The sequence below is a fragment of the Mesorhizobium sp. L2C084A000 genome, assembly GCF_000502875.1.
In the GTDB taxonomy this organism is placed as follows: Bacteria; Pseudomonadota; Alphaproteobacteria; order Rhizobiales; family Rhizobiaceae; genus Mesorhizobium.
Window position 1 is genome coordinate 331,962 of sequence record NZ_AYWX01000006.1, and the last position, 26,563, is coordinate 358,524.

The following is a 26,563-nucleotide window of genomic DNA, read 5'->3' on the forward strand; positions in this document are numbered from 1 at the left end:
CAGAAACAAAACCAACAAGGGGAACGACCATGACAATCAACAGACGTGAATTGCTGGGATACAGCGCCGCGGCACTCGGGGTGGCCGCCGTCGGCCTGCCGCAGATCGCCAAGGCGGCTGCCGGCGAACTGACCATCGCCTACAACGTCAACCTGCCATCCTGGGATCCAACCACCGGCCCCTCGGCCGTCAACCCGACCATCCAGGGGCTTTACCAGTCGGTGTTCGACCAGTTCATCCCGCAGAAGCCCGATTTGTCCTTCGCGCCGGGCCTGCTCACCGAGTGGGGCTGGAACGACGACCGCACCAAGATCACGATGACGGTGCGCGAAGGCGTGACCTGGCATGACGGCTCGCCGTTCACGCCAGAGGATGTGGTCTGGTCGCTGCAGCGGGCAGGTGACGAAAAGACCGGCAACCCGATCCAGTTCGTCTGGAAGAATGTCAACAACTTCAAGATCGACGGCAACAAGATCACCGGCGACGTGGTGCAGTTCGACCCGGTGTATTTCAAATGGATGTCGTTCCTGACCGGCTACATCATGCCGAAGGCCTACTACGAAAAGGTCGGCGCCGAAGGCTTCGAAAAGGCGCCGATCGGCACCGGCCCCTACATGGTCGAAAAATTCGAGCGCAACGCGTTCCTGCGGCTGAAAGCCAATCCGAACTATTGGGGCGGCAAGCCGGCCTTCGAGAATGTGACGATCAAGTTCGTCGCCGACGCGGCAAGCCGCGTCGCCGAGATCGAATCCGGCTCCTCGCAGGTGACGCTCGAAATCCCCTATGAGGAGTATGACCGGCTGATCGCCAAGGACGGGCTGGCCGGCTCGTGCAAGAACGTTTCCGACATCGGCATGATCTTCTTCAACGACATCGAGGCGATGCTGGACAAGAACGTCCGCCAGGCCGCCGTGATGGCCGTCGACAAGAAGCTGCTGGTCGATCGGCTGCTGCGCGGCTACGGCCAGCCGATCGATACGCTGGAAACGCCGGAATACGCATCCTACGACGCGTCGATCAAGGTCGAGCACAATCCGGAAAAGGCCAAGGAATTGCTGGCCGCTTCCGGCTATTCGCCGGAAAAGCCGGTCAAGTTCACCATCCAGACGACCAAGGGCTTCAAACCCAAGGACTATGAGATGGTCCAGGCGATCGTCGGCATGTGGCGCAAGGTTGGCATCGAGGCGACGATCGAAGTCTACGAGATCGCCAAGCACTACGAACTTCGCGCCGCCGACAAGCTGGCGCCGGCGGCCTTCTACAATTGGGGCAATGCCATCGGCGATCCGACCACCTCGACCGGCTTTGCCATGTACGGCCCGAGCCCGCATTCGGTGTGGGACAGCCAGGATTTGATCGACATGATCAATCCGCTGTGGGGCGAAAAGGACGAGGCCAAGCGCATCGCCGGCTGGAAGGCGGTCGACAAATACATCGCCGAGCAGGCCTATGTGCTGCCGCTGATGCAGTATGCGCAGCCGATCGTGCATGCCAAGGGCGTCAATGTGGTGCAGCATGTGTCCGGCGCGCTGCTGCCGGCCCTGATGACCCCGGCCTGACCGATATGGGAAGGCACGCTGTCGTGAGGTAGCGTGTCTTCTTTAACGACGCAGGCCCTCTCATCCGGCCCTTCGGGCCACCTTCTCCCCGCTGGGGAGAAGAGACTTGGCTCAGCCGTCGGCGACCTCTTCTCCCCTCGGGGAGAAGGTGGCCGTGAAGCGGCCGGATGAGGGGGCTGTTCGTTCCATCAGCCACCGAACGCAGTAGGCCTACGCCGGAATGCTCCTACAAAGATTCCTGATCCGTCTGCTGACGATGCTGATCACGCTGTTCGGCGTGGCCGTCGTCGTCTTTGTCGTGATCCGCGTCGCGCCCGGCGATCCTATCGCCATGATGCTGCCGCCCGGCGCGACGGATGCCGACCTCGCCCGGCTGCGGGCGCTCTATGGGCTCGACAAGACCATCGTGCAACAATTCTTCATTTGGCTGTCGGGCGTCGCCAGGGGCGATTTCGGCACCTCGATCTCGCTGCGGCAGGATGTGCTGGGTCTCGTCTTCAACCGGCTGCCGGCGACGCTGGAGCTTGCCATCGTCGCGCTCATCATAGCGGTGGCGCTCGGCGGCACGACGGCAATCATCGGCGCGCGCGAGCGCGGCACGGCGGTCGAGGCCGGCATCGACATCGCCAGCGGCGCGGCGCTCTCCATTCCCGACTTCCTGTGGGGCCTGGTGCTGATCCTGCTGTTCGGCGTGCTGGTGCCGATCTTCGACATTTCCGGCCGGGTGTCGCCGCAGCTCGACCTGCCTTTCGTCACCCAGTTCTATCTGTTCGAGAGCCTGTTGCGCCTGCGCCTCGACCTGACCTGGGACCTCCTGAAGCACATGCTGATGCCGGCGGTGGCGCTGGCGCTGCCGCTGGCGGCAATCATCTCGCAGCTGTTGAAACAGTCGCTGAAGGAAGTGCTCGACCTCGACTATGTCGTGCTGGCTCGGGTGAAGGGGTTCTCGGAAACGCAGGTCATCCTGCGCGAGGCGCTGAAGAACGCCGCGCTGCCAACGCTGACGCTGGTCGGTGTGCAGTTCACCTTTCTCATTGGCGGCACGGTCATCGTCGAACGGCTGTTTTCTTATGAAGGCCTCGGCAACATGGCGATCGACGCCGTCATCAACCGCGACCTGCCTTTGATTCAAGGCATCGTGCTGGTCTTCGCGCTGCTGTTCGTGCTGATCAACCTCAGCGTCGACATGATGTACGCGCTGCTCAATCCGAGGCTACGCCATGGATGAGGGTCGTGCTCAAAGGCGAGGTGTGTCGCCACGTTTGTGGCTTGCCGGCGGCTGGCTGCTGCTGGCGCTGCTGGCCGCGATCTTCGCACCGCTGGTCGGGCCGCAGGACCCACTGGCGCAGGATTTGATGCTGGAACGGCTGCCGCCATTCTGGATGAATGGCGCCGAACCCGGCTATTGGCTCGGCACCGACAGCCTCGGCCGCGATCTGTTGTCGAGGCTGATCTTCGGCGGCCGCATCGCCTTCATCGTCGCCTTTTCCGCAGCCATCGCTGCGTGCCTGGTCGGTTCGACGCTCGGCCTGATCGCAGGCTATTTCGGCGGTTGGGCCGACCGCATCATCTCGCGCGTCGTCGATGTCTGGATGGCGTTTCCGCCGGTGCTGTTCGCCATATTGCTCGTGGCGGTGCTTGGCACGGGCTTGAGTTCCGTCATCCTGGCCATCGCCATCATCGACTGGACGCGTTTTTGCCGGGTGATCCGTGCCGAGACGATGGGTCAGTCGCACATGGACTATGTCGAGAACGCCCGCATCGCCGGCTATGGCCGCATCGGCATCATGCTGCGCGAAGTGCTGCCCAATGTGGTGCCGTCGATCGTCGCATTGCTGTCGCTGGAAATGGGCATCGCCGTCATCGTCGAGGCGATCCTGTCCTTCGTCAATCTGTCGATCTCGACCGACGATCCGACCTGGGGCGGCATCATCGCCGAGGGCCGGCTGTCGATCCATCAGGCCTGGTGGGTGCTGGTGTTCCCGCTGATTACGCTGATCCTGACCGTGCTGTCGTTCAGCCAGTTCGGCGAGGCGCTGAAGACGCGTTTCGATCCGGTGCTGCGATGAGCGGCTGTCTCGACATCAGGGATCTGAGCGCGGTGCTGCCCAACGGCCAGCGCGTGCTGCGATCGGTGTCGCTTGCGGTCCAGCCCGGTGAAGTCTGCGCGCTGGTCGGCGAAAGCGGCGCCGGCAAGACGATGATCGGCAAGGCGGTGCTCGGCGTCCTGCCTTCGAGTGTGCGCATTGTCGAAGGCGACATGCGGCTTGAAGGCGAAGACCTCGGCAAGCTTCCGCCCAAGGCACGGCGCACGCTGATCGGGGCACGCACGGCGCTGATCCCGCAGGACCCGCTGACAGCGCTTAACCCGTCGCGCCGCGTCGGCTCGCAGATGACTGACCGGCTGGTGCGCATCCTCGGCTGGAGTGGCGAGAGGGCCGATACCCGCATTCGGCAATTGCTGGACGAGGTGCAAATCCGCGATCCCGACCGTGTGCTGAAAAGCTATCCGCACGAACTGTCAGGCGGCATGCGCCAGCGCGTGCTGATCGCCGCCGCCTTCGCCGCGGAGCCAAGGCTGATCGTCGCCGACGAGCCGACCACGGCTCTCGATGTGACCGTACAAAAACAGATCCTGCGGCTGATCGTGCAGTTGCAGCGCGAGCACGGCACGGCGATCCTGTTCGTCACCCATGACCTCGGCGTCGTCGCCAAGATCAGCCAGAAGGTATCGGTGCTCTATGCCGGCAAGGTGGTGGAGGAGGCCGAGACCGCAGCGCTCTTCGCCGCGCCGCAGCACCCCTATACACGAGCGCTGATGGCGGCGACGCCACGCTACACCGATCCTTTCGCCTCGCTGAAGCCGGTGGACGAGGCGGTTCTGGCCGGGCTTGCTTCGGAGATCGCTGCCGCCGACCAAGCCTGGAGGCGGCCGCATGGCTGAGCCACTGTTCTCCGTGCGCGGGCTGAAGGTCGCGCTGCCCGACATGACGCGCAAGCCACTGATCGGCCGCGCGCCATTGGTCGAAATCCTGAAGGGCCTGGACTTCGACCTGCCCAAGAGCTCGGTGACCGGCATCGTCGGCGAATCCGGATCGGGAAAATCAACGCTCGGCCGCGCTTTGGTACGCCTGCTGGAACCCAGCGCAGGCAGCATCACTTTCGACGGCCGCGACATCACCCATCTGCCGGAAGCCGAACTGCGGCCGCTGCGCCGCAATCTGCAGATGATCTTCCAGGATCCGATGTCGTCGCTCAACCCGCGCCGCACCATTGCCAGCATCATCGCCGCGCCGCTGAAACAGAACGGCCTTGGCGACAATCTGAAGGCACGCGTCGCCGAGGCGCTGCAGCGTGTCGGCCTGCCGCAGAGTTTTGCCAGCCGCTACCGCCACGAACTGTCGGGCGGCCAGCGCCAGCGCGTCGGCATTGCGCGCGCTCTGGCGCTGTCGCCGAAATTCGTGCTGGCCGACGAGATCGTCTCCGGCCTCGACGTATCGACGCAAGCGCAGATCCTGACGCTGCTGGAAAAGCTGGCGGCGGAAATGGGGCTGACCATCGCTTTCATCAGCCACGATCTGTCTGTTATTCGGCGGCTGTGCCGGCAAGTGATCGTCATGCGCGAAGGCATGATCGTCGAAGCGAGCGCCACCGACGCCCTGTTCGACAAGCCGCAGCAGGCCTACACGCGCGACCTGATCGCAGCCATTCCGCTGCCCGAGATCGATGCGAGCTGGCTGGACATTCCTGCCGCCGCCAAGACGCCGACATGAATGCATACGCACGCCGAAGAGCGGGCCTCGGACGTGCGACCACAAAGACCCAAGTCCCGTCAAATGGAGAGGACTGACATGAAGACCAAAATCGCAATTGCAACGCTCGCCGCCGCGATGCTCGGCAGCGCCGGCATGGCCTCGGCGGATTCGATCCCGGGCATGCGCGGCCACGACCACACCGGCATCACCGTTCCCGACATGAAGCAGGCGGTCGACTTCTTCACCGAGGTGGTCGGCTGCAAGAAGGCGATGTCGTTCGGCCCGTTCGCCGACGACAAGGGCACCTTCATGCAGGATCTCCTGGGCGTCGATCCCAAGGCAGTCATTGAGCAGGTCACCATGGTGCGTTGCGGCTATGGATCGAACATCGAGCTGTTCAAATACACCGCGCCCGACCAGAAGAACCTGACGCCGAAGAACAGCGACATAGGCGGCTTCCACATCGCCTTCTATGTCGACGACGTCGCCGCCGCCAAGGCCTATCTCGACGGTAGGGGCGTCAAGACGCGGATGGGGCCGTTGCCGGTCAATGAAGGGCCGGCCGCCGGCCAGACCATCCTCTACTTCCAGGCGCCGTGGGGGCTGCAACTGGAAGCGATCAGCTATCCCTCGGGCATGGCTTACGAGAAGGGTGCCGAGACCGTTTTGTGGAGCCCGAAGAACCCGGGAAAATGATGGAAACGCGTGCTTGCGGATGCTCTGCAAGCACGCCACACAAATGCGACGTTGAATCATTTCGATATGAAACTTTAAGCTTGAAATAATTTACCTTCGGCGCGATACTCGAAACCAGCAAGCGAAGAGGAGATCGCAGACATGAAGGTTGCGGTTCTCGGCGGTGGACCAGCCGGCCTCTACTTTGCCATTTCTATGAAGCTCAGGGACGCCGCGCATGATGTGACGGTGTTCGAGCGCAACCGCGCCGACGACACGTTCGGCTGGGGTGTCGTGCTGTCGGCCGAGACGCTCGACAATCTGTCGAAAAACGATCCGGTCAGTGCCGTCTGGATCAAGAAGCACTTTGCGTATTGGGACGACATCGCCGTCATCCATAACGGCGTGCGCACGGTCTCATCAGGGCACGGTTTCTGCGGCATCGGCCGCAAGCGGCTGCTGGTCCTGCTGCAGCGCCGGGCGCGCGAACTCGGCGTCAAGCTGATGTTCCAGACCGACATTGCAGATCCCAAGCCCTACATGGAGACGCATGATCTGGTCGTCGCGGCCGACGGCCTGAACTCCAGGGCGCGCAACAGTTTCGTCGACATCTTCAAGCCCGACATCGACACTCGCAAATGCAAGTTCGTCTGGCTCGGCACCAACCAGAAGTTCGACGACGCCTTCACCTTTATCTTCGAGAAGACCGAGCATGGCTGGGTGTGGGCGCACGCCTACCAGTTCGACAGCGACACCGCGACCTTCATCGTCGAGTGCAGCGAACAGACCTGGACTGCTTTCGGCTTCGGCGCGATGTCGCAGCAGGAATCGATCGCCGTTTGTGAGCGGATCTTCGAAAAACATCTCGGCGGCCACGCGCTGATGACCAATGCCAACCATATCCGTGGTTCCGCCTGGATCAATTTTCCGCGCGTGCTGTGCGAGCGCTGGTCCTACAAGAATCTGGCACTGATGGGCGATGCGGCGGCATCGGCGCATTTCTCGATCGGCTCCGGCACCAAGCTGGCACTGGAAAGTGCCGTGGCTCTGGCCGAGTATGTCGAAACCGAGCCGGACCTCGACGCCGCCTTCCGTAGATATGAGGATGCCCGCCGCACCGAGGTGCTGAAGCTGCAATCGGCGGCGCGCAATTCGCTGGAATGGTTCGAGGAGGTCGAGCGCTATCTCGGCCTCGATCCGGTGCAGTTCAACTACTCGCTTTTGACCCGCTCGCAGCGCATCAGCCACGAGAATTTGCGGCTGCGCGATGCCGAATGGCTGGGCGGTGCGGAGGAATGGTTCCAGCGCCAGGCGGGCGCCGGCGGCAACAGCCTGCGCCGCGCGCCGATGTTCGCGCCGTTCAAGCTGCGCGACATGAGGCTGCACAACCGTATCGTCGTCTCGCCAATGGCGCAGTACAAGGCCGTCGACGGCTGCCCGACCGACTGGCATTTCACCCATTATGCCGAGCGGGCCAAGGGCGGCGCCGGCCTCATCTATATCGAGATGACCTGCGTCAGCCCGGAAGGGCGGATCACACCCGGCTGCCCCGGCTTCTACGCGCCCGAACATGAGGTGGCGTGGAAGCGGCTGGTCGACTTCGTCCACACCGAGACAGAAGCCAAGATCTGCGCCCAGATCGGCCATTCCGGCGCCAAGGGCTCGACCCGGCTTGGCTGGGAGGGCACCGACGTGCCGTTGGTCTCAGGCAACTGGCCGGTTATGGCGGCCTCGACCGTCGCGTGGTCGCCGCAGAATCAGGTGCCGAAGGCGATGGACCGCGCCGACATGGACCGCGTGCGCGACGAATTCGTGACCTCTGCCGAGATGGCCGATCGCTGCGGCTTCGACATGCTCGAGATCCACGCCGCGCACGGCTATCTCCTGTCGTCCTTCATCACGCCGGTTACCAACCGGCGCACCGATGCCTATGGCGGTTCGCTGGATAATCGCATGCGCTATCCCCTCGAAATCTTCCGCGCGGTGCGCTCCGCCTGGCCGGCGGAGAAGCCGATCTCGATGCGCATTTCGGCCAATGACTGGGTCGGCATCGAAGGTGTGACGCCAGCCGATGCGGTCGAGATCGCGCGGCTGCTGCATGAGGCCGGCGTCGACATTTGCGACGTCTCGGCCGGCCAGACCTCGGCACTGGCGAAGCCGGTCTATGGCCGCATGTTCCAGACGCCGTTTTCCGACCGCATCCGCAACGAGGTCGGCATGGCCACCATGGCGGTCGGCAACATCTACGAGCCGGACCATGTCAACTCGATCCTGATGGCCGGCCGCGCCGATCTGGTGGCGCTGGCACGGCCGCATCTCGCCGATCCCTACTGGACGCTACATGCCGCCGTCACGCTCGGCGACCGTGGCGTCAAATGGCCAGATCCCTATCTGCCCGGGCGCGACCAGCTCTACCGTCTGGCCGAGCGCGACGCGGCAGCGGGGCTGAAAGTATGATTGTTTTTCATTTGCCACGTCAGCGCTATACCCCCACCCCTAGCCCCTCCCCACAAGGGGGAAGGGGACCAAGTCGCAATCGGCTCTGGAACCGCAGAAGTTTGCAATGGATGGGCGCTGTCGTAGCCTTCTCCTTCTCCCTCCCCCTTGTGGGGAGGGTTAGGGGTGGGGGCACTTGGCGCCAAGTTTCGAGGATTGGCGCATGATCGCGGGCAAGCATGCGCTGGTCACAGGCGGTGGGTCCGGTGTCGGCCGGGCCGTTGCGCTGGCGCTGGCTGCTGCCGGCATCGACGTGACCATCTGCGGCCGCCGGGAAGCGGAGCTCACTGAGGTGGCCGGCGAGAACGACCGCATCTTCGGCATTGTCGCCGATGTCACCGACGAGGCGGCAATGGCGACGCTCTACGAGAGGGCGCAAGCCGCGCGCGGACCGTTCGACATCGTCGTCGCCAATGCCGGCATGGCCGGCAGCGCGCCGGCGCACAAAACCACCCTTACCGACTGGCAGCGAACACTCGACGTCAATTTGACCGGCGCCTTCCTGACGGTAAAGCCGGCGCTGGCCGGCATGGCCGCGCGGAAAACGGGACGAATTGTTTTCATCGCCTCGACCGCCGGCCTGAAAGGCTACGCCTACGTCGCGTCTTACGTCGCCGCCAAGCATGGCGTCATCGGCCTGATGCGGGCTCTTGCCGCCGAAACAGTGAAATCCGGCGTCACCGTCAACGCGGTGTGCCCAGGCTTTGTGGAAACCGAAATGCTGGAAGAGTCCATCCAGCGCATCATCGAGAAGACCGGCCGCTCGGTCGAGCAAGCGCGGTCAAGCCTTGCCTCGACCAACCCGCAAGGCCGCTTCATCCAGCCGCAGGAGGTCGCCGCCGCCGTGCTGTGGCTGTGCGGCGACGCCGCCCAATCGATCACCGGACAGGCGATTTCCATCTCAGGAGGCGAAACATGGTAGCCGGCCCCCTGCCCGCGCCGTCGGGACCCGGCAAGGACCGCTTGCGGCTGTGGATCAGGCTGCTGCGCGCCTCGCGCACGATCGAGGCCGAGCTGCGCGAGCGGCTGAAGAAGGAATTCAACACGACGCTGCCGCGCTTCGACGTGATGGCCGCCCTCTATCGCGCGCCGGAAGGCATGCTGATGAGCGACCTGTCGCGTTTCCTGCTGGTCTCCAACGGCAATGTCACGGGCATCGTCGACCGGCTGGTTTCGGAAGGACTTGTCGCCCGCGCGAGGCGCAATGGCGACCGCCGCACGTCGATGGTGCGGCTGACCGAGGAAGGCACGCAGGCCTTCGCCACCATCGCCGCGGCGCATGAAGGCTGGATCGGTGAATTGCTGGGCAAGGTCAGCGAGGACGACGCGCGCCGGCTGACCGGCATGCTGACCTCGTTCCGCAGCAACTGGGAGGGACGCGAATGACCGCAATGGCCGGACGCAAGCCGAAGCATTTCCTCTGGGAGGTCGAGGGCAGGATCGCAAAGGTCCGGCTCGACCGGCCCGAGCGCAAGAACCCGCTGACCTTCGACAGCTATGCGGAACTCCGCGACACATTCCGCGACCTGGTCTATGCCGATGACGTCGACGCCGTGGTGTTCCTGTCCAATGGCGGCAATTTCTGCTCCGGCGGCGATGTCCACGACATCATCGGCCCGCTGGTCAAGATGGACATGAAGCAGCTTCTCGCCTTCACCCGCATGACCGGCGATTTCGTCAAGGCGATGCTGAATTGCGGCAAGCCGATCATTGCGGCGGTCGACGGCGTCGCGGTCGGCGCCGGCGCCATCATTGCGATGAGCTCCGATATCCGCATCGCCACGCCGGAAGCCAAGACCGCTTTCCTGTTCACCCGCGTCGGCCTCGCCGGCTGCGACATGGGCGCCTGCGCGATCCTGCCGCGCATCATCGGCCAGGGCCGCGCCGCCGAACTGCTCTACACCGGCCGCACCATGACGGCGGCGGAAGGCGAACGCTGGGGTTTCTACAACCGGCTGGTCGATGCCGCCTCGCTGGAGGCCGACGCGCTCGATATGGCGGCGCGCATCGTCTCCGGCCCGACCTTTGCGCACGGCATCACCAAGACGCAGCTCAACCAGGAATGGTCGATGGGTCTCGACCAGGCGATCGAGGCGGAAGCGCAGGCGCAAGCGATCTGCATGCAGACCCGCGACTTCGAGCGCGCCTACAAGGCGTTCGTGGCCAAGGAAAAGCCGGTGTTCGAGGGGGATTGAGGATGAGCGGTTTGCGCCCAGGCACCCCCCTCTGCCCTGCCGGGCATCTCCCCCGCAAGGGGGGAGATCAGCGGTTTCGTTGGCAGCGCCCATACTGCAATTTTGGAGATTGGCGAAAGCCAAAACAACGTCCGATCTCCCCCCTTGCGGGGGAGATGCCCGGCAGGGCAGAGGGGGGTGTGAAGGATCGCTGCGCGGAAGGAGGCGCCCATGCCTGACCGTTCCTTCCTCTCCTGGCCGTTCTTCGAAGACCACCACCGCCAGCTTGCCGAGCGCCTCGAGGCATGGTGCGCTAAAAACCTGCCAGTCGATCACCATGATGTCGACGCCGCCTGCCGCGAGCTGGTCAGCAAGCTCGGCAGGGACGGCTGGCTGAAGCCGACGGCGCTCGACACGGACAATCCTGGCCCCCTCGACGTCCGCACTTTGTGCATCACGCGCGAGACACTCGCCCGTCATGACGGGTTGGCCGATTTCGCCTTCGCCATGCAGGGGCTCGGCACCGGCGCGCTCAGCCTGTTCGGCACGCCGCAACAGCAGCAATGGCTTTCGAAGACGCGCGCCGGCAACGCGATATCAGCCTTTGCCCTGTCGGAGCCGCGCTCGGGATCGGATGTGGCCAACACGGAGATGACGGCGATCCGCGACGGCGACAGCTACGTCTTGTCCGGCGAGAAGACGTGGATCTCCAATGGCGGCATCGCCGACCTCTATGTCGTCTTTGCCCGCACCGGCGAGGCGCCGGGCGCCAAGGGGCTTTCCGCCTTCCTCGTGCCTGGCGACGCCAGGGGCCTTGGCATCGCCGAACGGCTGGAAGTAATCGCGCCGCATCCGCTGGCGCGGCTGTCTTTCGACCAGGTCCGCCTTCCCGCCTCTGCGCTGATCGGCAAACCGGGCGATGGCTTCCGCATCGCCATGTCGGTGCTCGACGTGTTCCGTTCGACCGTCGGCGCGGCGGCGCTCGGCTTTGCCCGCCGCGCACTGGACGAAAGCATCAAACGCGTGGCCGAGCGCAAACTGTTCGGCGCGCCGATGGCCGAATTGCAGATGGTGCAGGGGCATATCGCCGATATGGCGCTCGACGTCGATGCGGCGGCGCTTCTGGTCTACCGCGCTGCGTGGACCAAGGACATGGGTGCCGCGCGGGTCACACGCGAGGCGGCGATGGCCAAGCTGTTTGCCACCGACAAGGCGCAAGAGGTGATCGACAAGGCTGTGCAACTGCATGGCGGCGACGGTGTCCGCAAGGGCCACATCATCGAAAGCCTGTATCGCGAGATCCGCGCGCTGCGCATCTATGAAGGTGCCTCCGACGTGCAGAAAGTGGTGATTGCACGGCAAGTGATGGGCGCGGCCTGACGGCAGAGATTTTGACGAGCGTTCGATTTTGAAAATTGGGTTTTGGAATACCGGGAGGTTTTGAATGCACAGGATTCTGCAGCCCGAAGGCTGGGCAAAACCTGTCGGCTACGCCAATGGCGTCGCGGCACGCGGGCAGCTCGTCTTCGTCGGCGGACAGGTCGGCTGGAACGGGCAATGCCAGTTCGAGACCGACGATTTTGTAGGCCAGGTGCGGCAAACGCTTCAGAACATCGTCGCGGTGCTGGCGGAAGCCGGTGCCGGGCCGCAGCACATCACCTCGATGACCTGGTATTTCACCGACAAGGCCGAATACCTCGCCAATCTCAGGGGCATCGGTGAGGCCTATCGCGAGGTGATCGGCCGGCATTTTCCGGCGATGGCCGCCATGCAGGTGGTGGCGCTGGTCGAAGACCGGGCCAAGGTGGAGATCCAGGCGACTGCCGTTATTCCGGAATAGGGAATTCGTTCGTCCGGAGTAAACGCCCATTACTTCGTCATCCACGGGCGAAGCAAGGAGCGAAGCGACGCGGCGCAGACCCGAGGATCCATGCCGGGACTCCAAAGCGTCACCACGGTCCAGAATTCTGCACCGCTGCACTCCACGGCCGAAGTCGCGGCATGGATCCCAGGGTCTCCGCGACGGGAGCTGCGCTCCTGCTTCGCCCAGGGATGACGACGTTGGGGAGGCTTCGGCTAATTCCGAATATCCGCGATGATCCACCGCAACTGATCACCACTACTATGCGCGAAGCCCCGCCTTCCGCAAAATCGGCAGCACGTGATCGCAGAAATAGGGCAACTCCCTGGTGTAATTGACGAAGGACAGCGCGATGCCCTGGTAGCCATGCCCGGCAATGGCGACCATGTCGGCGGCGATCGTTTCCGGCGTTCCGATCAGCGGGTAGGTGCCGGCGCCGCCGGCGAAACGCTGCCGGTAGCGGTCATAGGCGTGCGGGTCGTGCGACTGCGAGAATTCCTTCTTGCCGGCCATGTGGGCATCGACGGCGTCGTGGTCGGCCATATGGACCGCATAGCGCGTGTAATATGCCCGCGCCTCTTCCATCGTCGGGCGGCAGACGACATGCGCCACGGTGTAGACGCCGACATCACGGCCCACCTTGTCTGCCCGCTCGCTGATGTCGGCGACATGTTTGCCGGCATCGCCCATTTCGGAAAAGGTCGTGAACAGATAGTCGCATCTCGCGGCGGCGAAATCGCGGCCGGGCCCGCCGAAAGCGGCGTTCATGGTCACCGGGCGCGGCACCTGCAGACTGGCCGGACGGCTGACGGCTTCCTTGAGGCGGTAGTAGGTGCCCTCATAGTCGAGCGGGTCGGGCGAGGCATAAAGCTTTTCGAGGATTTCGATCCATTCCGCTGCCTGGTCGTAGCCCTTCTCGACCAGAGGCGTGCCGAACATGCCGAATTCCTTCGGATTCCAGCCGCAGACGATATTCAGGCCGGCGCGACCCTGGCTGATGTGGTCGACCGTCGCCAGCGCCTTGGCGGCATAGAGCGGATGCACCAGCGGCACATGCACGGTCATGAACAGGCCGATCTGCTCGGTGGCCATGGCAAGGGCCGCCGCCCAGGTGAAGGTCTCGAACGACCATTCCCGCACCTTGTTGCGGCCGCCAAAACCGCGCCAGCGGGCGATCGGCAGCATGAACTCCAGCCCGGCACGGTCGGCGATCTGGGCTGCGGTCAGATTGTCCTGCCAGCTTGCCGTCCAGCGTTCAGGCACATCGGTTATGGCCAGCCCGCCATCGGCATTGGTCGAAAAGACCCCCAGCTTCAATCTGTTCGGGCCGTGCAAGGGGTGTGGTTTGTTCATGTCGCGACCTCCCGGCGAGAGAGCACACGCTAGGCCCGCGCGGAGATATTTCAAGCCTGAAATAGCTTCGCGTCGCCATCGCTCGCGGGTATCGGTTCCAGCGGGCCGCACCGTGTCGGCCACGCAACGGACACCGCAGCTTTTTAAGCTTAAAACTTTCGCCTTGAAAAGCGCCGCACTTTGGATAAGCATTCCAGAGTCGATGGCGATTGCCGTGCCGGACGGGCTTGCCGGCCAGTCCATCGTGCAGACCAGTTCATCGTGCCGGCCAGTCCATCGTGGGTGCTCCGGGTGGGAGTCTCAGTTCTTGTCGTTCATACTGCCCCAGTCATCATCCAATGCGCGCCATGCCTTCGATGAAGTGCGCGCGCAGATCCGCGATCTGCAACACAAAACGTCGCCAACCATGACCGCATGGTCGCTGCCATGAATTGACGTCCTGCGTGAAGCGGGGCGGCAAAAAACCGTGCGGGAGCAACCCGCCCGATCAACAACAGAGGGAACACAAATGAGCTTCACGCGCCGCAAATTGCTTCTTCTTGCCGCCGCCGTCGGCATCGCCGCCGGCCCCGCCACCGCCTATGCCGCCGATGTGCTCAATGTCGGCGCCTATCCGACCAACCCGCCCTTCGAATTCAAGAACGAGAGCGGCACCTTCGAAGGCTTTGAAGTCGACATCGTCAACGAAGCCGCCAAGCGCATCGGCATGACCACCGACATCGCCGATCTCGGCTTCCAGGCGCTGTTTGCCGCCACCACGTCGAAGCGCATCGACGTCGCCATCTCGTCGATCACCATCACGGCCGAGCGGCTGAAGTCGCAGTCGTTCACGCAGCCCTATTATGATTCCGACATGGGCATTGCCACCAAGGCCGACAGCCCGATCAAGGCCGAGGCCGACCTCAAGGGCAAGATCGTCGGCGTGCTGTCCGGCTCGACCGGTGAAACCTGGGTCAAGGCACATCAGGAAGCCGGCGGCTTCAGCGACGTGAAGGGTTACGACACGCAGCAGAATTTGCTGCTCGACCTCAGCGCCGGCCGCGTCGATGCCGCCGTCAGCGACATTCCAGGCATGGAGTATTCCTTCACCAAGATGAAGGACCTGGTCGTCAAGGAGCGCATCAAGACCGGCGAACAATACGGCCTGATGATGAGCAAGGACCACCCGCTGCTCGGCAAGCTGAACGACGCGCTGAGCGCTATGAAGAAGGACGGCACGCTGGCCGCCATCCACAAGAAGTGGTTCGGCAGCGACGCGCCCGCCGACTCTTCGACCATGAAGGAAATGCCGCTGCCGAAGGCCTGAGCTGAAAGCTGCGCTGACATCGTGCCGGCTTTCCAGGCCGGCACGATTCATTTCATGCGCCAGCGCCGGCTTCCGCGCAGACCGTCTCGCCATTGGCGAGGTCGATTGGTTTTAACCTGAGCATCCTTGCTCTCGGGTTCGGGAACGCTCCCATGTCGCTGCTGGATACCTTCTTCAATCCCGATGTCATCATGTCCAGCCTGCCGGCGCTGCTGCGCGGCTTCCTGAACACGCTGCTGCTCGGCATTTTGAGCATCGGCATCGGCATCCCCATCGGCCTGGGGATCAGCCTGGTGCGGCTCTATGCGCCGAAGCCGCTGCGGTGGCTGGCGGTCGGCTACACCGACATCTTCCGCGCCCTGCCGGTGCTGGTCGTGCTGATCCTGATCTACTATGCACTGCCGTTCCTCGGCATACGCCTGTCGTCCTGGGCCTCCGCCGTGACTGCTTTCGCCTTCATCATGTCGGCCTACTCGGCGGAGGTGTTCCGCTCCGGCATCGAGAGCATCCCGCGCGGCCAGTTCGAGGCGTCGCAGGCGCTTGGCCTGCCGTTCCTGCTGACCTTGCGCAAGGTGGTGCTGCCGCAAGCGATCCGCGTCGTCATCCCGCCGATGACCAGCAACTGCGTCTCGATGTTCAAGGACACTTCGCTCGCCTCCACCGTGGCGCTGCCGGAACTCTTGAAGGAAGCGACCAACGCGCAGTCGCTCTACGCCAACCCCTCGCCGCTGATCGGCGCAGCGCTTGTCTACCTCATCTTCCTCTGGCCGATGGTCCGCCTCGTCAGCCTGCTTGAAGAGCGCTTCAAGACCGAAAAGAAGCGCTGACCTCCACTACCTGATCCCCGCTCAAGTCCTTTGCAGGAGCCTACCCGTGAACAAGCATCAAACCGACAATGCAAACGCCACCGCGTTCCCCGTCGACGCCATCCGCGCCATGTTTCCAGCCTTGCAGCGGGCTGGCGACTTCATCTTTTTGGACAACGCCGCCGGCGCGCAGATCCCGCAAAGCGTGCTCGACGCGGTGACCAACCATCTGGTTTCGCACAATGTGCAGCGCGGCGGCCGCTATGGCCGCAGCGTCACCGTCGACCAGTCGGTCGCCGATGCTCGGACAAGCGTAGCGCTGCTCATCAACGCCTATAGCCCGGCGGAAATCTGCTTCGGCATGAACGCCACCTCGTTCATCCGCCTGGTCAGCCTCGGTATCGGTCAGATGCTTCAGGAGCGTGACGAGATCGTCATCACCGACATGGACCACGACGCCAACATCGCGACCTGGCTGGCGCTGGAATCCGCCGGTGCGAAATTCAAATGGTGGCGGATGCGCGAGGACGGTAATCTGCATGTCGACGATCTGCGCCCGCTGGTTTCCGACCGCACCCGTCTCGTCGCCTGCACGGTCACCGCGCACTCGATCGGCTCGATCGTCGATGTCGCCGCGGTGGCCAAGATCGCGCACGCGGCCGGCGCCGAAGTGTTCCTCGACTGCGTGCATTACGGACCGCACGGGCTGATCGACGTGCAGGCCTGGGACTGCGACTATCTCGTCTGCTCCGGCTACAAGAATTTCTCGCCGCATATGGGCTTCCTCTGGGGTCGTTTCGAAACGCTGAAACGGCTGCCGACCTTCCGCGAGGATTTCATCCCCAACGAGCCGCCCTACAAGGTCGAGGCAGGCACGTTCATCTACGAGAACGTCTCCGGCATGGATGCCGCCGTGCAGTACCTGGAACTGATCGGCCGCAATCTCGCACCCTCCAACAACCGCTCGCGGCGCGACAACATCGTTGCCGGCATGGGCGCCATCCGCGACTACGAATTGGTGCTGGCGCGCGAGATGCTTGCGGTGCTGAAAGGTTGCGGCGCGACCATCTATGGCGTCGCAGACGAGGCCCGCATCACCGAACGCGTGCCGACGTTCTGCTTCAACATCGGCACACTGTCGCCGCAGCGGATCGTCGAAGAGATGGCCGAGATGCAGATCGGCATCCGCGACGGCCACATGTATGCGCCGCGGCTGATGAAGCGCCTCAACCTATCGATGGACAGCGGCGCCATCCGCGCCTCACTGGTCCACTACAACACAGTCGAGGAAGTCCGGCGCTTCGGCGAAGCGCTACGCAGCATCATCGCCAAGCTGTCCTGAGCGAGCTGAATGCTACGGCCTGACGCCGCGGCGTCAGGCGGCTTTCTTCTTCGCTAGCCTCGCCTTGATCGAGGCGACGTCGGCGCGCGGGGTCGCCGCGAACAGCGTCCTGGTGTAGCTGTGCTTGGGGTCGGCGAAGACCTCGTCGCGCGAGCCGTATTCGACCGCTTCGCCGAAATACATCACCATCACATCGTCGGCGATGTAGCGCACCACGGACAGATCGTGGCTGATGAAGACATAGGTCAGCTGGAACTCGTCCTGCAGGTCGGCGAGCAGGTTGAGCACCTGTGCCTGCACGGAAAGATCGAGCGCCGAGACCGGCTCGTCCAGCACCAGCAGGCTTGGGTTGAGCATCAGCGCACGGGCAATGGCAATGCGCTGGCGCTGGCCGCCCGAGAACATGTGCGGGTAGCGGTTGTAGTGCTCGTGACCGAGGCCGACCTTCTTCAGCATCTTCATCGCCAGGTCGCGCCGCTCGGCCGCCGGCTTGTCGGTGTTGATCAGCAGGGGCTCGCCCAGCACGTCGCCGATCTTCTGGCGCGGATTGAGCGATCCATAGGGGTTCTGGAAGACGATCTGCACCTTGCGGCGCATCTCTTTGGTCAATCCGCCCTTGGCGATGTCGACCTTGTTGCCGTCGATGAACAGGTCGCCTGACGTCGCCGGATCGATCAGCGTGATGATGCGGGCGAGCGTGGACTTGCCGCAGCCGCTTTCGCCGACGATGGCCAGCGTCTTGCCCTTGTCGACCTTGAACGAGACGCCCTTGACCGCGTGCACTGTGCGCGGCCCGGTGAACAGGCCACCACCGATATGGTAGTCGCGGACGATGTTCTTGCCTTCGAGGACCGTGGTGCTCATCAGGCGGCTCCAACTGCCGAAGGCGCCGGCTCGAACATCATGTCGGAAACGGTAGGCAGCCGGTCGCCGACGGCGTTCTCCGGCAGCGCCGACAAAAGCGCCCGCGTGTAATTGCTCTTCGGCGATTCAAACAGCGACAGCACGTCGGCCTCTTCCATCTTGCGGCCCTTGTACTGGACGATGACACGGTCGGCGGTCTCGGCCACCACGCCCATATTGTGGGTGATCATGATCAGGCCCATACCGTATTTGGCCTGCAGCGAAACCAGCAGATCGAGGATCTGCTTCTGGATGGTGACGTCGAGCGCCGTCGTCGGCTCGTCGGCGATCAGCAGCTTCGGATTGCAGGCGATGGCGATGGCGATCATGACGCGCTGGCATTGGCCGCCCGACATCTGGTGCGGAAACGAGCTAAGCCGTTCTTCCGGATCGGCGATGCCGACCAGCTTCATCAACTCGATGGCCCGCGCGCGCCGCTGAGCGCGATCCATACCCATATGGAAGCGCAGCACCTCCTCGATCTGGAAGCCGACGGTGAAGCACGGATTGAGGCTGGCGATCGGCTCCTGGAAGATCATCGAGATGTCCTTGCCGACGATCTTGCGGCGTTCGGACGGGCTGAGCTTCAGGAGATCGACGCCGTCGAAGGCCATGCGGTCTGCCTTGACGGTTGCGGTGTTGGGCAACAGGCCCATTACCGCGAGCATCGCCACAGACTTGCCGGAACCGGACTCGCCGACGATCGCCAGCACTTCGCGCGGCTCGATCGAGAGGTCGATGCCTTGCACGGCCATGAACGGTCCGGCCGCGGTGTCGAAGGAAACGGTGAGGTTCTTGATCTCGAGCAGAGGCATGCTCACGACCTCTTCAGCTTGGGGTCGAGCGCGTCGCGCAGGCCGTCGCCGATCAGGTTGATGGCGAAGACGGTGATCAGGATGGCGAGACCCGGGAAAGTAACCACCCACCAGGCACGCAGGATGAACTCGCGCGCCTCGGCCAGCATGGTGCCCCACTCCGGCGTCGGCGGCTGCGCGCCCATGCCGAGGAAGCCAAGGGCCGCCGCCTCGAGAATGGCGTTGGAGAAGGACAGCGTCGCCTGCACGATCAATGGCGCGATGCAGTTGGGCAGGATGGTGACCAGCATCAGCCTGAGATGGCTGGCGCCGGCGACCTTGGCCGAGACGACATATTCGCGGGTCTTCTCGGCCATCACGGCGGCGCGGGTGAGCCGGGCGAAATGCGGCTGCAGCACGAAGGCGATGGCGATCATGGCGTTGACGAGGCCGGGGCCAAGCACCGCGACCAGCACCAGGGCCAATAGCAGCGACGGGAAGGCCAGGATGATGTCCATGATGCGCATGATCAGCGTGTCAACCCAGCCGCGGCAGTAGCCGGCGAGCAGGCCGAGAATGACGCCTGAGATCAGCGCTGACGTGACGACGACGAAGCCGATGGCGAGCGAGAAGCGCGAGCCGTAGATCAGCCGCGACAGCATATCGCGGCCGACAGCGTCGGTGCCGAGCAGGAACTGCGCGTTGCCGCCTTCCTGCCAGGCCGGCGGCGTCAGGAAGAAGTCGCGGAACTGATCGTCCGGCGAATGCGGCGCCAGCAGCGGCGCGAAGATGGCGATCAGGATCAGCAGCGCAAAGACGAAGAGCCCGATCACCGCGCCCTTGTTGACGGAGAAGTAGTGCCAGAACTCGCCGAACATCTGCAGCCTGGCATCCTGCGGCTTGACGACGGTCGCGGCTTCGATGGTGGCTGGGCCTTCATTGCTCATGTCAGTTGGCCCGGATGCGTGGGTTGATGACGGCGTAGAGCACGTCGACGATGAGGTTGACCGACATGACGATCAGCGCGATCAAAAGCAAGCCGCCCTGCACGGTGAAATAGTCGCGCTTGGAGATGGCGTCGATCATCCATTTGCCGATGCCGGGCCAGGAGAAGATGCTCTCGGTCAGGATGGCGCCGGTCAAAAGCGTGCCGACCTGCAGACCGATGGTGGTGACGACCGGGATCAGCGCGTTGCGGAAGGCATGCAGGCCGATGACGCGGCGCGGCGCCAGGCCCTTGGCGCGCGCGGTGCGGACATAGTCCTCACCCAGCACTTCGAGCATCGCCGAGCGCGTCTGCCTGGCGATGACTGCGAGCGGGATAGTGCCGAGCACGATGGTCGGCAAGATCAGGTGCGACAGCGCCGAGCGGAATGCGCCCTTCTGCCCCGAGATCAGCGAATCGATGGTCATGAAGCCGGTCACCGGCTTGAAGAAATAGAGAAGGTCGATGCGGCCGGAAACCGGCGTCCAGTGCAGCGTGCCGGAGAAGACGATGATCAGCAGCAGGCCCCACCAGAAGATCGGCATGGAATAGCCCGCCAGCGCCGTGCCCATCGTCAGCTGATCGAACCAGGAGCCGCGGCGGATGGCGGCGAAGATGCCGGCGGCGACACCCAGGACAACGGCAAAGATCATGGCGAAGATGGCGAGTTCGACCGTTGCCGGGAAGCGCACCAGGAAATCCTTGAGCACCGGCGTCTTGGTTGAAAACGAGGTGCCGAAATCGCCGCTCAGGACATTCGTCAGATAGGTCAGGTATTGTTGCCAAATCGGCAGATCGAAACCGAACTGGTGCATCAGCGCCGTGTGGCGTTCGGGCGACAGGCCGCGTTCGCCCGCAAGCACCAGCACCGGATCACCGGGCAGGATGCGCACGAAGCCAAAGGCGAGGATGGTTATCCCGATGAAGGTCGGGATGATGAGGGCGAGCTTGCCGAGGATATAACGCAGCATGGCGGGCGAGTGGGGGCGTCACCACATGGTGGCGCCCCCGTTTCGCAACCTTATTCGGCGATATCGACGCCGTCGAAGCGGTGGATACCGAGCGGATCCATCGCAAAGCCGGTGACGGTCTTCTGCATCGGCATGAACACCTTGGAGTGAGCGAGCGTCGCCCAGGGTGCCTGTTCCTTGAAGATGACCTGTGCCTGTTCATAGAGCTTGGTGCGCTCGGCCTGGTCCGAAACGGTCTTAGCCTTGTTGATGAGCGCATCGAAGTCCTTGTTGCACCATTCCGCGCGGTTGTTCGAACCGACGGAAGCGCAGCTCAGGAGCACGCCGAGGAAGTTGTCCGGATCGCCATTGTCGCCGGTCCAGCCGACGATGACGGCGCCGTCGTGATCGACCGCGGAAGCGCGCTTAAGGTATTCACCCCAATCGTAGCTGACGATCTCGACGGTGACGCCGACCTTGGCGAAGTCCGCCTGGATCAGCTCGGCGGTGCGACGCGCATTCGGCATGTAGGGGCGCGACACCGGCATGGCCCAGACGTTCATCTTGAGGTCCTTGACGCCGGCTTCTTCAAGCAGCTTCTTGGCTGCATCCGGATCGTAAGGATCGTCCTTCACTTCCTTGTTGTAGGACCACATGGTCGGCGGGATCGGATTGATCGCCACCTGGCCGGCGCCCTGGAAGACGGCATCGATGATGGCCTTCTTGTTGATGGCCATGTTGAGCGCCTTGCGAACGCGCACGTCGTCGAACGGCTTCTGCTGGGTGTTGTACATCAGCGCGCCGACATTGAGGCCTTCCTGCTCCTCGACCTTCAGGTTCGCATCGGCCTGCAGGCCGGCGATGTCGGCCGGTGCCGGGTACGACATGATGTTGCATTCGCCGGCCTTGAGCTTCTGCGCGCGCACCGCCGGATCGGTGGTGATGGCGAAGACCAGATCGTCGATCTTCTGCTTGCCGCCCCAATAGTCCGGGTTGGCCTTGTAGCGGATGGCGGCGTCGGTCTGGTAGTCGACGAAGATGAACGGGCCGGTGCCGATCGGCTTCTGGTTGAACAGCTCAGGCGTCTTGTCGGCCTGCAGCTTGTCGGCATATTCCTTGGAGACGACCGAGGCGAAATCCATGCCCAGCGTCGGAATGAAGGTGATCGCCGGCTCCTTGAGGGTGAACTTCACCGTCAGGTCATCGACCTTCTCGACCTTGGTAATGTTGTCGCCGAACTGGTCATTGTAATACTGGTAGGCAATGCCCGGAATGTACTGGAACCAGGGGCCGTTCTTGTCGACCTGGCGTTCGAACGAGAACACCACGTCGTCGGCGTTGAAGTCGCGCGTCGGGGTGAAATAGTCGGTTGCGGCGAACTTGACGCCCTTGCGCAGCTTGAAGACATATTCCTTGCCATCGTCGGAGATCGTCCAGCTCTCGGCCAGGCCCGGCGAGGTCGTCGTCTTGCCGTGATCGAATTCGACAAGGCGGTTGAAGACGGTGCGCGATGACGCGTCGAACGTCTGGCCTGCGGTATACGGCGCCGGATCGAAACCTTCCGGCGAAGCTTCCGCGCAGTAGACCAGAGTTTTCGCATTGGCCATGCCGCTCAGGACGCTTGCAGCCAGCAACGCGGCTGCAAAAGTCAGCTTCTTATTCATTGAGCACTCCCTGATGTTCTTCCAAGCCCCTCTATCAGGCTCGCGAAGCGCGCATATAAGCACCGTTTTTCCGGCTTTGGAACACCCCGTTTGCTTACCCCGCGGGAAGCAGGAAAAAAATCCGCTATTTTGCCAAATTGCAGAAAAAATTAGCAGTTTTTTCCATTCACGAGATTATTAACAACCGAATTTTTTTATTGATCGCCAAGCTGACGATATAAATGTTCCCGGCGCTTCCGAGCGGCCGAGGGATGCGCCAGGATACCGCCTGGGAGCGCTGGCGGCGGTAAAGACTTTCGACGGCAAATCTTTCGCCATGTTGCCGCAAGGGCAAGACTTGCACGGTCACCAACGGAGGCAATACATAGGGTGTAGCGGCCGCAGCGGAGGGCGTCCTTGTCAATTCAGGGGCGAGCGCGGCGCGGATGAACAAGACTTGTCCAGGGAGGAACGGTTGGCAAAAGCATCAAGGACGACGGCGCCGGTGAAAGCGGGAGCCAAGGCGCCGTCGAAAGCAGCCGGTACTGCCAAGCCGAAAGCACCCGTTTCCAAAGCCGCCACGCCGAAGGCGGCCGCGGCGCCCGTAAGGGCAAGCACAAGGCCAGTGGTGAAAGCCCCGGCCAAGGCTGCGGCCGGAAAGACGGCGTCGGGAAATAAAGCGGGGGCGGCAAAGCCCGCTGCCAGGCCGGCATCGAAAGCCGCCGCGGCGATGAAGACCCCACCGGCGGCAAGGCCGGCCGACGCCACCGCCAACCGATTGCCGAAAACGCTGACGGCGCTGGCCGCCGGCTTGCCGGAAAAGCCGTGGCTCAAGAGCTATCCGAAAAACGTGCAGGCCGAGATCGGCGCCCTGCCCTACAGCTCGATCGGCGATTTCCTCGTCGCCGCCTGCAAGCAGTTTTCCGCGCAGCCGGCCTTCACCTGCATGGACAAGTCCATCAGCTACACCGATGTCGAGCGGCTGTCGGCGGCCTTCGGCGCCTACCTGCAATCGAAAGGCCTGCAGAAAGGCGCGCGCGTCGCGCTGATGATGCCGAACGTGCTGCAATATCCGGTGGCGATGATGGCGATCTTGCGAGCGGGTTATGTGGTGGTGAACATCAATCCGCTCTACACGCCGCGCGAGCTCGAACACCAGTTGAAGGATTCCGGTGCGCAAGCCATCGTCATCCTGGAGAACTTCGCCAACACCTTGCAGGCGGTGATCGCCAGGACCACGGTCAAGCATGTGGTGGTCGCCGCGATGGGCGACATGCTTGGCGGCCTGAAGGGCACGATCGTCAATTTCGTCGTGCGCCGCGTGAAGAAGATGGTGCCGGCATGGTCCTTGCCCGGCCATGTCAAGTTCAATGCCGCCATGAAGGCCGGCGCCGGCATGGGCTTCAAGCCGGCCAAGGTGGAAGCCGACGATGTCGCCTTCCTGCAATATACGGGCGGCACCACGGGCGTGTCGAAGGGCGCCACACTGCTGCACAGAAACGTGCTCGCCAACGTTGCGCAGAACGCGCAGTGGATGGAGGATGCCTACACGATCAAGCCGAAACCGGCGCACCCCAACTTCATCTGCGCGCTGCCGCTCTATCATATTTTCGCGCTGACCGTGAACGCGCTGATGGGCATGCAGCAAGGCGCCCGCAATGTGCTCATTCCCAACCCGCGCGACATTCCCGGCTTCGTCAAGGAATTGCAGAAATATCCGGTGCACATCTTTCCCGGCCTCAACACGCTTTTCAACGCGCTGCTCAACAATGAGGATTTCCGCAAGCTCGACTTCAAGCCGCTGGTGCTGACGCTGGGCGGCGGCATGGCGGTGCAGAAGGGCGTCGCCGAACGCTGGAAGACGCTGACCGGTTGTTCGGTCACCGAAGGCTACGGCCTCTCGGAAACCTCGCCGGTGGCCACCGCCAACAAGTTCACCGCCGGCGACTTCACCGGCACCATCGGCTTGCCGCTGCCCTCGACCGAGATCGCCATCCGCGACGACGACGGCAACAATTTGCCGCTCGGCGAGGTCGGCGAGGTCTGCATCCGAGGACCGCAAGTGATGGCGGGCTACTGGAACCGGCCCGATGAGACCGCCAAGGTGATGACCAAGGATGGCTACTTCAAATCCGGCGACATGGGCTTCATGGACGAGCGCGGCTACACCAAGATCGTCGACCGCAAGAAGGACATGATCCTGGTTTCGGGCTTCAATGTCTATCCGAACGAGCTCGAGGAAGTCGTGGCGATGCATCCGGGCGTGCTCGAAGTGGCGGCGGTCGGCGTGCCGGACGAGCATTCGGGCGAGGTGCCGAAACTGTTCGTGGTCAAGAAGGATCCGGCGCTGACCGCGGAGACGCTCACCGCCTTCTGCCGCGAGAACCTGACCGGCTACAAGCGGCCCAAATACATCGAGTTCCGCACCGAGTTGCCGAAGACACCGGTCGGCAAGATCCTGCGTCGAGCGCTGCGCGAATGATCGCAGCCGGCGGCGCGGAGGCGGTGGATGCACCTTGCCGTCCTGACCCGGCAGAATTCATCAGAACGAACATGCGCCTCGCCCCGGTGCCGTCGGTGCCTGAGATCCAGCTTTATACACCGCATCCGGCCAGTGGCCTGAGACGGCTCATAGATCCGCACCAAAGCGCTGGCGACGATGACGACACGATCGAGGCGGACAACGATGGACCACCCGAGCCGCAGCCGCCTTACTGGGCTTATGTGTGGGCCGGCGGCGCGGTGATTGCGCGCCACATACTGGATCATCCGCAAACGGTAGCCGGCCGCCGCGTGCTCGACCTTGGTGCCGGTTCCGGCCTTGTCGGCATTGCCGCCGCCATGGCCGGCGCGCGCGAAGTCATCGCCGCCGAGATAGACCGCAACGGCGTTGCCGCGATCGGCCTCAACGCAACGGCCAACGGCGTCGCCATCACCGTGATCGGAGACGATATCACCAGGGGTTCGCCACCTGCGGTCGACCTCGTGCTTGCCGGCGATGTCTTCTACAGCCAAGGCGTCGCCGACCGCGTCATGCCTTTTTTCGAACGCTGCCTGAATGCCGGCATCGAGGTCCTGGTCGGCGACCCCGGCCGCGCCTACCTGCCACGATCACGGCTGCGCCTGCTCGCCGAATACAAGGTGCCGGATTTCGGCCAGGCGAAAGACAGCGCGCTGCAGCCGAGCGGTGTCTTTCGCTTCGAGGGCTGACGAGGCGGCCGCGTCTACCGACGGGATCAGATCGTCTCCTTGACCCGCGCCGAGAGAAAATCCGGCAGATCGGCAACGGAATCCAGGATGGCGTCGGCAATGCCGGCCAGCGATTCGCGGGTTCCGGTGCCGGAGAGCACGCCGACCGCCAGCCCGCAGCCGCCGGCACGCGCCATTTCGAGGTCGTGGCGGTTGTCGCCGACCATGGCGATTTCCGCCGGCCTGAGGCCTGTGAGATCGCTGAAGGCCAGGATCGTGTCGGGCGCGGGCTTCGGATTGGCCACCGCGTCGTAGCCATAGGCCGCGTCGAACAATTGGGCGACGCCGAGCGTCACCAGCGTCTTTTCCGCGCCGCTGGTCGAATCGTTGGTGGCGACGCCAAGCCGGTAGGACTTCCTGTGCAGTGCCGTCAGCGTGTCGATGATGCCCGGCAGCGCCACGGCCATCGCCGAGCCTTGTACGGAGGTGATCTCGTTGAAGCGGGCAACCGCGAGCATCTGGTCCTCGTTGGACAGGCGCGGAAACCACAATTCGACGACGTCGAGATTGGTGCCGGAGGCAAATATCGAGTCAGGCTTAAAGCGCTTGTTGGCGAAATCGAAGCCGGCGGCGGCCAGCAGCCTGTCGGCTTTCCAGCGATCGCCTTCAGACGCATCCATGGCCATGAAGTCGGCAACGCCGAGCCAGGTGGCGTTGAAGTCGACAAGCGTGCCGTCCTTGTCGAACAATATTCCCTTGATGTCTGCCAAAC

Annotated in this window: 25 protein-coding genes; 18 read left to right on the forward strand and 7 right to left on the reverse strand. The window is 63.4% G+C overall.

What is annotated here, in order from left to right:
* Nucleotides 1-29: 29 nt before the first annotated feature.
* From X735_RS150270 to X735_RS150215, 12 genes are all read left to right on the forward strand, one after another.
* Entirely contained in the window at nucleotides 30-1,559 is a 1,530-nt protein-coding gene (locus tag X735_RS150270; protein ID WP_023811467.1) for an ABC transporter substrate-binding protein, read from the forward strand.
* Between the two features lie 220 nt (nucleotides 1,560-1,779).
* Entirely contained in the window at nucleotides 1,780-2,787 is a 1,008-nt protein-coding gene (locus X735_RS150265) for an ABC transporter permease (protein WP_023811468.1), read from the forward strand.
* Nucleotides 2,780-3,628 (forward strand): ABC transporter permease, encoded by an 849-nt coding sequence (locus X735_RS150260; RefSeq protein WP_023811469.1) that lies wholly within the window; start codon nucleotides 2,780-2,782, stop codon nucleotides 3,626-3,628. Before X735_RS150265 ends, X735_RS150260 begins: the two co-directional genes overlap by 8 nt.
* Nucleotides 3,625-4,503 carry an ABC transporter ATP-binding protein gene (locus X735_RS150255; protein ID WP_023811470.1) on the forward strand — a complete coding sequence of 293 codons (879 nt, stop codon included), beginning with the start codon at nucleotides 3,625-3,627 and terminating at the stop codon, nucleotides 4,501-4,503. The genes X735_RS150260 and X735_RS150255 overlap by 4 nt, the downstream gene beginning before the upstream one ends.
* Nucleotides 4,496-5,332 carry an ATP-binding cassette domain-containing protein gene (locus X735_RS150250; protein WP_023811471.1) on the forward strand — a complete coding sequence of 279 codons (837 nt, stop codon included), beginning with the start codon at nucleotides 4,496-4,498 and terminating at the stop codon, nucleotides 5,330-5,332. Before X735_RS150255 ends, X735_RS150250 begins: the two co-directional genes overlap by 8 nt.
* Nucleotides 5,333-5,410: 78 nt before the next feature.
* A complete protein-coding gene (locus tag X735_RS150245) occupies nucleotides 5,411-6,010 on the forward strand; it encodes a VOC family protein (RefSeq protein WP_023811472.1) in 600 nt (199 codons plus the stop codon).
* A gap of 141 nt (nucleotides 6,011-6,151) precedes the next feature.
* Nucleotides 6,152-8,446 carry a bifunctional salicylyl-CoA 5-hydroxylase/oxidoreductase gene (locus tag X735_RS150240; protein WP_023811473.1) on the forward strand — a complete coding sequence of 765 codons (2,295 nt, stop codon included), beginning with the start codon at nucleotides 6,152-6,154 and terminating at the stop codon, nucleotides 8,444-8,446.
* A 202-nt stretch (nucleotides 8,447-8,648) separates the two neighbouring features.
* On the forward strand, nucleotides 8,649-9,407 hold the full coding sequence (locus tag X735_RS150235) for an SDR family NAD(P)-dependent oxidoreductase (protein ID WP_023811474.1): 759 nt from the start codon (nucleotides 8,649-8,651) through the stop codon (nucleotides 9,405-9,407).
* Nucleotides 9,401-9,871, forward strand: coding sequence for a MarR family transcriptional regulator (locus X735_RS150230; protein WP_023811475.1), 471 nt, complete (start codon nucleotides 9,401-9,403; stop codon nucleotides 9,869-9,871). The genes X735_RS150235 and X735_RS150230 overlap by 7 nt, the downstream gene beginning before the upstream one ends.
* On the forward strand, nucleotides 9,868-10,680 hold the full coding sequence (locus X735_RS150225) for an enoyl-CoA hydratase family protein (protein WP_023811476.1): 813 nt from the start codon (nucleotides 9,868-9,870) through the stop codon (nucleotides 10,678-10,680). The genes X735_RS150230 and X735_RS150225 overlap by 4 nt, the downstream gene beginning before the upstream one ends.
* A gap of 210 nt (nucleotides 10,681-10,890) precedes the next feature.
* Complete coding sequence (locus tag X735_RS150220) at nucleotides 10,891-12,039, forward strand: acyl-CoA dehydrogenase family protein (protein WP_023811477.1); 1,149 nt, start codon at nucleotides 10,891-10,893, stop codon at nucleotides 12,037-12,039.
* 64 nt (nucleotides 12,040-12,103) lie between these two features.
* The gene (locus X735_RS150215; RefSeq protein ID WP_023811478.1) at nucleotides 12,104-12,499 is read left to right on the forward strand and encodes a RidA family protein; all 396 of its coding nucleotides are present in this window, start codon (nucleotides 12,104-12,106) and stop codon (nucleotides 12,497-12,499) included.
* Nucleotides 12,500-12,781: 282 nt separating this feature from the next.
* Here the strand turns inward: X735_RS150215 and X735_RS150210 are convergent, their stop codons facing one another.
* A complete protein-coding gene (locus tag X735_RS150210; RefSeq protein ID WP_023811479.1) occupies nucleotides 12,782-13,873 on the reverse strand; it encodes an LLM class flavin-dependent oxidoreductase in 1,092 nt (363 codons plus the stop codon).
* Nucleotides 13,874-13,985: 112 nt separating this feature from the next.
* Between X735_RS150210 and X735_RS1000000169285 the strand changes: the two genes are divergently transcribed.
* The 4 genes from X735_RS1000000169285 (at nucleotide 13,986) to X735_RS150195 (ending at nucleotide 17,327) form a co-directional block, all read left to right on the forward strand.
* Nucleotides 13,986-14,303 carry a hypothetical protein gene (locus X735_RS1000000169285; protein WP_164893002.1) on the forward strand — a complete coding sequence of 106 codons (318 nt, stop codon included), beginning with the start codon at nucleotides 13,986-13,988 and terminating at the stop codon, nucleotides 14,301-14,303.
* A gap of 78 nt (nucleotides 14,304-14,381) precedes the next feature.
* Nucleotides 14,382-15,179 carry an ABC transporter substrate-binding protein gene (locus X735_RS150205; protein ID WP_023811480.1) on the forward strand — a complete coding sequence of 266 codons (798 nt, stop codon included), beginning with the start codon at nucleotides 14,382-14,384 and terminating at the stop codon, nucleotides 15,177-15,179.
* Between the two features lie 152 nt (nucleotides 15,180-15,331).
* Nucleotides 15,332-16,006 (forward strand): amino acid ABC transporter permease, encoded by a 675-nt coding sequence (locus tag X735_RS150200; RefSeq protein ID WP_023811481.1) that lies wholly within the window; start codon nucleotides 15,332-15,334, stop codon nucleotides 16,004-16,006.
* A 46-nt stretch (nucleotides 16,007-16,052) separates the two neighbouring features.
* Nucleotides 16,053-17,327 carry a cysteine desulfurase-like protein gene (locus tag X735_RS150195; RefSeq protein ID WP_023811482.1) on the forward strand — a complete coding sequence of 425 codons (1,275 nt, stop codon included), beginning with the start codon at nucleotides 16,053-16,055 and terminating at the stop codon, nucleotides 17,325-17,327.
* Nucleotides 17,328-17,360: 33 nt separating this feature from the next.
* On the opposite strand, the gene X735_RS150190 is transcribed toward X735_RS150195, so the two are convergent.
* The 5 genes from X735_RS150190 to X735_RS150170 all read right to left on the reverse strand — a co-directional run bounded on the left by X735_RS150190 (nucleotide 17,361) and on the right by X735_RS150170 (nucleotide 22,623).
* Nucleotides 17,361-18,191: a dipeptide ABC transporter ATP-binding protein gene (locus X735_RS150190; RefSeq protein ID WP_023811483.1), complete on the reverse strand. Its 831-nt coding sequence runs from the start codon at nucleotides 18,189-18,191 to the stop codon at nucleotides 17,361-17,363.
* Nucleotides 18,191-19,045: an ABC transporter ATP-binding protein gene (locus X735_RS150185; protein WP_023811484.1), complete on the reverse strand. Its 855-nt coding sequence runs from the start codon at nucleotides 19,043-19,045 to the stop codon at nucleotides 18,191-18,193. Before X735_RS150185 ends, X735_RS150190 begins: the two co-directional genes overlap by 1 nt.
* 2 nt (nucleotides 19,046-19,047) lie before the next feature.
* Entirely contained in the window at nucleotides 19,048-19,902 is an 855-nt protein-coding gene (locus X735_RS150180) for an ABC transporter permease subunit (protein WP_224618710.1), read from the reverse strand.
* A gap of 70 nt (nucleotides 19,903-19,972) precedes the next feature.
* The gene (locus X735_RS150175; protein WP_023811485.1) at nucleotides 19,973-20,980 is read right to left on the reverse strand and encodes an ABC transporter permease subunit; all 1,008 of its coding nucleotides are present in this window, start codon (nucleotides 20,978-20,980) and stop codon (nucleotides 19,973-19,975) included.
* Nucleotides 20,981-21,030: 50 nt separating this feature from the next.
* Nucleotides 21,031-22,623: an ABC transporter substrate-binding protein gene (locus tag X735_RS150170; protein ID WP_023811486.1), complete on the reverse strand. Its 1,593-nt coding sequence runs from the start codon at nucleotides 22,621-22,623 to the stop codon at nucleotides 21,031-21,033.
* A gap of 454 nt (nucleotides 22,624-23,077) precedes the next feature.
* Here X735_RS150170 and X735_RS150165 point away from each other — a divergent pair, with 454 nt between their 5' ends.
* Complete coding sequence (locus X735_RS150165; RefSeq protein WP_023811487.1) at nucleotides 23,078-25,084, forward strand: long-chain fatty acid--CoA ligase; 2,007 nt, start codon at nucleotides 23,078-23,080, stop codon at nucleotides 25,082-25,084.
* A complete protein-coding gene (locus X735_RS0134280; RefSeq protein ID WP_031213327.1) occupies nucleotides 25,081-25,812 on the forward strand; it encodes a methyltransferase in 732 nt (243 codons plus the stop codon). Before X735_RS150165 ends, X735_RS0134280 begins: the two co-directional genes overlap by 4 nt.
* A 26-nt stretch (nucleotides 25,813-25,838) precedes the next feature.
* Here X735_RS0134280 and X735_RS150160 read toward each other — a convergent pair whose 3' ends face one another.
* The gene (locus X735_RS150160; RefSeq protein WP_023811488.1) at nucleotides 25,839-26,561 is read right to left on the reverse strand and encodes an HAD family hydrolase; all 723 of its coding nucleotides are present in this window, start codon (nucleotides 26,559-26,561) and stop codon (nucleotides 25,839-25,841) included.
* Nucleotides 26,562-26,563 lie beyond the last annotated feature (2 nt).